This is a genomic window from Kitasatospora sp. NPDC056184, from assembly GCF_042268405.1.
Lineage (GTDB): Bacteria > Actinomycetota > Actinomycetes > Streptomycetales > Streptomycetaceae > Kitasatospora.
Genome location: NZ_JBHJUI010000009.1, coordinates 40,527 through 47,021 on the forward strand (window position 1 = coordinate 40,527; position 6,495 = coordinate 47,021).

Sequence of the window (6,495 nt, forward strand, 5' to 3'; positions counted from 1 at the left end):
CACCCCCCTTCCCGCCTCCGCGTGTTCGGGTTGTATTTCGCCCCGGGGGTTTTCCCGGCGGCCGCCCCGGGCCCGGGCTCGGCCCCCCCCCCCCCGCGGCCCGTCCGCTGTCGGCCGTCCGCCCACAGCGATCATCCGACTGCGACCGGCCCGGGCGGGCAGGGTACCGCCCATGACCACCTCTTCCCTTCCCGCGATCCCGGACTTCTCCGGCGACGTCGCCGCCCACTACGCCGAGTACCGCCGCGGCTATCCGCCCGCCGCCTTCGAGTCCCTGGGCCGCACCTTCGGCCTGGACGCCCACCCCGGCATCGGCGACCTCGCCCTCGACCTCGGCTGCGGCACCGGCCAACTCGCCCTGCCGCTCGCCGCGCACGTGCGGACCGTCATCGGCATGGACCCGGAGCCGGACATGCTCCGCGAGGCCCGGGCCGCCGCCGACCGGGCGGGCGTGCGCAACGCCCTGTGGATGCTCGGCACCGACGCGGACGTCCCCGCCCTCGCGGACCTGCTGCCCGGCGACCGCCCGCTCGGCGTCACCGTGATCGGCAACGCCCTGCACTGGATGCGCCCCGACGAGCTGTTCGCCGCCCTCCACCCGCGCACCCGCCCCGGCGGCGGGGTCGCGGTGATCGCCAACGGCGCGCCGATCTGGGCCCAGGACTCCGACTGGTCGCGTGCCCTGCGCGCCGCCCTGGAGGAGCACTTCGGCCGCCCGATCACCGCCTCCTGCGGCACCGACGACGCCGAACGCGAGGGCTACGCCGCCGCGTTGAAGGCCACCGGGTTCACGGACGTGCGGGAGGCGGTGATCACGTACGAGGACGCCCTGACCCCCGATCAGCTCCTGGGCACCCTCTACTCCGCCATCCCCGCGTCCTCCCTCCCGTCCCGCGCCGAACGCCCGGCCTTCGCCGCCCGCCTGAACGCCGCCCTCCCCGCCCCGCCGACCCCCGCCGGCTACCCGGAACACGTCCGGATCTCCCTCCTCACCGGCCGGATCCCGGGGTAGCGCGGACGGGCTCAGCCGAGGTCGTACGCGTAGGAGAAGGTGTACGGGACGGGGGACTCGCCGGGGTGGTAGAGGTAGCCGCCGGTGCCGCGCAGGCCGGCGAGCTCGCCGGTGCCGGTGCCGGGGACCACCTCGAAGGTGCAGCGGACGGTGCCGTCCTCCTCGAAGGTGCCGCGCTCCTCCACCGTGAAGCCGCCGGTGCGGCCGTCCACCCGGCCGGCGAACTGCTGCAGGCCGGTGAAGGAGCCGCTCTTCTCGGTGGCGTAGACGAAGACGTACTGGCAGACGGTCGCCGCCGCCTCGATCCCGCCGGTGAAGGCGTTGACGACGGAGGCCCGGGCCAGCCGGGGCAGGGTCTCCGCCGGGCCGATCGGGGTCTCCGTCCAGTCTGCGTAGCCGAAGGCGCCGGTGACGGTCGTGGAAGCGCTCATGGTGGTTCTCCGGACGGTGCTCGGGGCGGCGCTCGGCGGTGTGCCGCGCGCTCGGCGATCACTCTGGCGCCCGTACCTGACACCTTCTGTCAGGTACGGGCGCCAGAATGGGGGGATGCGCGCCGACCGGCTCCTCGCCCTGCTGCTCCTGCTCCAGAACCGCGGCCGGATGACCGCCGGCGAACTCGCCGCCGAACTGGAGGTCTCGGTCCGCACCGTCTACCGGGACGTCGAGGCGCTGGCCGCCTCCGGCGTCCCGGTGACCGCCGACCGGGGGCCCGAGGGCGGCTACCGGCTGATGGACGGCTACCGCACCCGGCTCACCGGGCTCACCGACGCCGAGGCCGACGCGCTGTTCCTCACCGGCGCGCCGGGCCCGGCCCGCGACCTCGGCCTCGGCGCCGTGCTGACCACCGCCCAGCTCAAGCTCCAGGCCGCGCTGCCCGCCGAACTCGCCGACCGCACCCGCCGGATCCAGGACCGCTTCCACCTCGACGCCCCGGCCTGGTTCCGCGACGCCGACCGGGTCGCCCACCTGGCCGCGGTCGCCCGGGCGGTCTGGGAGCAGCGGGTGCTGCGCGTCCACTACCGCCGCTGGCGCGGCGAGGTGCACCGGGAGCTGCACCCGCTGGGCCTCGTGCTCAAGGGCGGCATCTGGTACCTGGTCGCGGGTGCGGCGGACGGCGCCGGTCCCCCCGAGGAGACGGCCCGCACCTACCGGGTGTCCCGGCTGCTCGCCGTCGAGGTCGCCGAGGAGACCTTCGAGCGCCCCGCCGGCTTCGACCTGGCCGCCCACTGGACCGAGACCGCCCGCCGGCTGACCGCCGCCCTGCACCAGCAGACCGCCCGGTTGCGGGTCTCCCCGCGGGCCCGCCGGCTGCTGCCGATGCAGTTCGGCGCCGCCGGAGCCCGGGCGCTGGCCACCGCGGGGCCGCCCGACGCCGAGGGCTGGGTGGAGGTCGACCTCGCCGTCGAGAGCACGGCGGTGGCTGCCGGGGACCTCCTGCGGCTGGGCCCGGAGGCCGTGGTGCTCGGCCCGCCCGGCCTGCGCGAGGCCGTCGCGGCCACCGCCACCGCCGTCGCCCGGCACTATGCCTGAGCCCGCGCCTCCGCGGTCCGGGCGGCCTCCAGGGCGGCGCGTTCGACCCGGTCCCGGTGCCCGGCCCACCAGGCCTCGTCGCCGGGGGCCGTGTTCTCCCCGTTGCGCCGCTGGCCGGTCGCGCCGTCGACGAGCTCGCGGACGATGTCGGCGTGCCCGGCGTGCCGCTGGGTCTCGGCGGTCATGTGGACGAGGCCGTGATGCAGCGTCACCTCGCCGCGCCGGCCCCACGGCACCCGGCCGACCGCGTCCAGCGGCAGCGCCGCGATCGTCCCGTCGGCGTGTGCGCAGGCCGCGCGGTACCGGTCGACGATCTCCTCCCGGCTCTCCTCCGGGGTCGCCCAGAAGTCGGAGTTCGGCTCGGCGTCCCCGGTGATCCACGGCCGGGGCGCGTCGAACGGCCGCCCGAAGGTCTCCCCGAAGTACAGGGCCTCCGCCGCCGTCGCGTGCTTGACCAGCCCCAGCAGATTGGTCCCGGTCGGCGTCAGCGGCCGGCGGATGTCGTACTCGGACAGCCCTTCGAGTTTCCACAGCAGGGCGTCCCGGGCGTCCTGCAGATAGGTGATCAGGTCCTTCTTGAAGGTTTCGGACGTCTCATCGGTCATGCCGGCCAGTCTGCCGTCGCCCCTCCCGCCCTTCACCCCCTTTTCCCGGCCCGGGGGACGGCCGGCGCCGGTGCCCGCCGACGGCCTGCGCCGCCGCCCGTCCACCGGCGGCGGACCGGGCTCGCCGGAGCTGAGCAGCGGGAATGCCGGTGGTTATCATGCGGACGGGGGAAGTCGTACGGACACGGGGGGAGTCGATCGGTGGATCGGGAGGCGCGGCCCGAAGGGCTGCGGTTCGAGGTGCTCGGGCCGGTGCGCGGCCTGCGGGACGGGGTGGAGCTGGCACTCGGCTCGCCGCAGCAGCAGGGGCTGCTGCTCGCCCTGCTGTTCCGGGCGGGCCGGCAGGTGTCGGGCGCCCAGTTGATCGACGACCTGTGGGGCGAGGAGCCCCCGGCCAGCGCCCACGGCGTCATCCGCACCTATGTGCACCGGCTGCGCCGGGTCCTCGGGCCCGACGTGCTGACCTCGCTCGGCGGCGGGTACCTGCTGACGGCCGACCCCGAGGGTCTGGACACCGCGCGCTGCGAGGCGCTGCTGGCCCGGGCGCGGACGCTGCGCGCCGAGGGGCGGCACGCCGAGGCGGGCACCGTCCTGCGGTCGGCGCTGGCGCTCTGGCGCGGCGAGCCGATGTCCGGGGTGCCCGGCCCCTACCCGCAGCGCCAGCGCCGGGAGTGGTCGGAACGCCGGCTCGCCGTCCTGGAGTCGTGCCTGGAGGCGGAGGTCGAGGGCGGCCGCCGGGCCGAGTCGGTCGCCGAGCTGGCGGCCCTGGCCGAGGAACACCCGCTGCGCGAGCGCATCTCGGAGCTGCTGATGCTCGCGCTGTACCGCTCCGGACGGCAGGCGGACGCGCTGGAGGTGTACCGGGCGGCGGACCGCCGGCTGCGCACCGAACTGGGCGTGGCGCCCGGCCCCGGGCTGCGGGACCTGCACGGGAGGATCCTCGCCGCGGACGCGAGCCTGGCGGCGCCCGCCGGGCCGGCGCCCGTCCGGGCGTCCCCGGCGGAGGCCCGACCGCCGGCCGGGGCGGCCTCCGCCACCGTCCTCAGGCCGGACCAACTCCCGGCCGCCGTGGCGGACTTCACCGGCCGGGCGGCGGAGGTCGAGGCGGTCAGGGCCGCCCTGCTGGAGCCGGACCGGGTGCCGGTGGCGGCGGTCGCGGGCATGGGCGGGGTCGGCAAGACCGCGCTCGCCCTGCACGTCGCGCACGGCCTCGCCGAGGAGTTCCCGGACGGCCGGCTCTACCTCGACCTGCACGGCGCGGACGGCCGTCCGACCCGCCCCGAGGAGGCGCTGGCGGCCTTCCTGCGCTCCTTCGGCGTGCCGGGTGAGGCGATCCCGGCGGGCCCGGCCGAACGGGCGGCCCGCTACCGGTCGTTGCTCGCCGGGCGGCGGGTCCTCGTGCTGCTGGACAACGCGCGCGACGCCGAGCAGGTCCGGCCGCTGCTCCCGGGCGGGGCGGGCTGCGCCGTCCTGGTCACCAGCCGGACCCGGATCGGGGCGCTGCCCAACGCCCGCTTCACCGAACTGCCGGTGCTGCCCGCCGAGGAGGCGGTCACCCTGCTGACCCGGGTGGTCGGCGCCGAGCGGGTGGCGGCCGAGGGGGAGGCGGCCCGCGAACTCGTCCGGCTCTGCGGACAACTGCCGCTGGCCGTGCGGATCCTCGCGGCGCGGCTGGCCTGCCGACCCGGCTGGAGCGTCGCCCGGCTGGTGGAGCAACTGGGCGGTGAACGCTACCGGTTGGACGCGCTGCGCAGCGGGGACCTCGCCGTCGACTCCTCGTTCCGCTTCGGCTTCGACCTGTTGGACGCCGAACAGGCGCGGGCCTTCCGGATGCTGGCCGTCCCCGAGGTGCCGGACCTGTCGGCGGCGGAGGCGGCCGCGGTCCTGGACCGGCCGGAGCCGGCCGCCGAGGCGCTGGCCGAGTCCCTGGTGGACTGCTCGATGCTGGAGGTCTCGGCCGGTCCCGACCGCTACCGCTACCACGACCTGCTGCGGGCCTTCGCCCAGCGGATCGACCGGGTCTGCCCGGGCGGCCCGCAGGACCAGGCGGAGGTCGACGGTGAGCGGGTGCGCGCGCTGACCCGGCTGGTGGACCACCACCACGCCAGGGTGACGGCCGCGCTCCGCTCGACGGCGGCGGGGACCGCCGCCCCGGCCGCCGGGGACTACGTGACCGTCGGGGCGCTGGTGCGCCAGTGCGCGCAGCTCCCGGGCCGCTCCCGGGGGGCGGCGCCCGGCCTCGGCCGGCTCGCCGAACTCCTGCTGGGCGTCTGCCTGTCGGCGGACTCCGGGCACGCCACCCGGCCGCTCGGCCACGCCGCCAACGCCCTGCTGCGGGCCGCCCTGGACGAGGGCGACCGGACCGCGGAGGCCCGGGCGCGCCTGGTGCTCGGCCGGCTGCTGGCCGAGGTCGGCTCCGCGTCCTCGGCGCTCGCCGAGCTGCTCCGGGCCCGGGACCTGTGCACCGCGCACGGGCTGCCGGAGCCGCTGCTCGCGCTCGCGCACGGCTCGCTGGCCGCCTGTTTCGTCCACCTCGACCGCCCGGACGAGGCGGTGGCCGGGTTCTCGGCCGCGGTCGCGGTCCGGCAGCGGATCGGCGACCGGCGCGCGCTGGCCGCCGAACTGCTGGACCTGGCGGGGGCGTTCGCCCGGCAGGGCCGGTTCGGTGCGGCGGGCCGGGTGGTGGACCAGTCCCTGGTGATCGGCCACGACCTGGCCGACCGCGCGCTGGAGGCCCGCGCCCGGGACTCGCTCGGCTCGATCGACCACGAGCTCGGCCGGTACGACCAGGCGGTCGCCCACCGGCGGGCCGCGCTCGCCCTGACCGACCCGGCCGACCACCGGCGCACCGGCCGGGTCCTGCTGCGGCTCGGCGAGTCGCTGCGCGCGGGCGGCCGCGGTCCGGAGGCGGTCGAGGCGGCGGAGCGCGCGGTCGACGCGCTGACCCTGGACGGCGACCACCGGGGCCGCGGCCTGGCCCTGGCCGCGCTCGGCGACGCCCTGGCGGAGCACCGCCCGGGCGAGCCGGACCGGCCCGGCGACCCGGAGCGGTCCGGCCGGCTGGCCCGGGCCCGGGCCTGCTGGGCCGAGGCGCACGGCATCCTGGCCCCGATCGGCTCGCCGGAGGCCGAGCGGCTGGTGCCGCTGCTCGGTGACGACCACCCGGCCGGGCCGTCCCGGCGGCACTGGCCCTCCTGGCTCCCGGCCTGACGCGGCGCGCCCGTCCCGCGGGGGCGGCCCGCCCCCGCCCGCCCCCCCGCCCCCGGGGGGACGGGGGGGGGACCGGCCTCACCAGGTCGGGGGGGCCCGGGGAGGGGGCGCGACGCGCGGGGACCACGGGCAGGCGCG

At 77.8% G+C, this 6,495-nt stretch carries 5 protein-coding genes; 3 read left to right on the forward strand and 2 right to left on the reverse strand.

Annotated features, from left to right (window positions below; genetic code table 11):
• The first annotated feature begins 172 nt into the window (after positions 1-172).
• A complete protein-coding gene (locus ACFC0B_RS19190) occupies positions 173-1,012 on the forward strand; it encodes a class I SAM-dependent methyltransferase (RefSeq protein WP_376087006.1) in 840 nt (279 codons plus the stop codon).
• 11 nt (positions 1,013-1,023) lie between these two features.
• Here the strand turns inward: ACFC0B_RS19190 and ACFC0B_RS19195 are convergent, their stop codons facing one another.
• Positions 1,024-1,443: a DUF3224 domain-containing protein gene (locus tag ACFC0B_RS19195; protein ID WP_376087007.1), complete on the reverse strand. Its 420-nt coding sequence runs from the start codon at positions 1,441-1,443 to the stop codon at positions 1,024-1,026.
• Positions 1,444-1,558: 115 nt separating this feature from the next.
• Here ACFC0B_RS19195 and ACFC0B_RS19200 point away from each other — a divergent pair, with 115 nt between their 5' ends.
• Positions 1,559-2,542 (forward strand): helix-turn-helix transcriptional regulator, encoded by a 984-nt coding sequence (locus ACFC0B_RS19200; RefSeq protein ID WP_376087008.1) that lies wholly within the window; start codon positions 1,559-1,561, stop codon positions 2,540-2,542.
• Here the strand turns inward: ACFC0B_RS19200 and ACFC0B_RS19205 are convergent.
• Positions 2,533-3,147, reverse strand: coding sequence for a DinB family protein (locus tag ACFC0B_RS19205; RefSeq protein WP_376087009.1), 615 nt, complete (start codon positions 3,145-3,147; stop codon positions 2,533-2,535). The genes ACFC0B_RS19200 and ACFC0B_RS19205 overlap by 10 nt on opposite strands.
• 201 nt (positions 3,148-3,348) lie before the next feature.
• On the opposite strand from ACFC0B_RS19205, the gene ACFC0B_RS19210 reads away from it, so the two are divergent.
• Positions 3,349-6,357, forward strand: coding sequence for a BTAD domain-containing putative transcriptional regulator (locus tag ACFC0B_RS19210; protein WP_376087010.1), 3,009 nt, complete (start codon positions 3,349-3,351; stop codon positions 6,355-6,357).
• Positions 6,358-6,495: the final 138 nt, after the last annotated feature.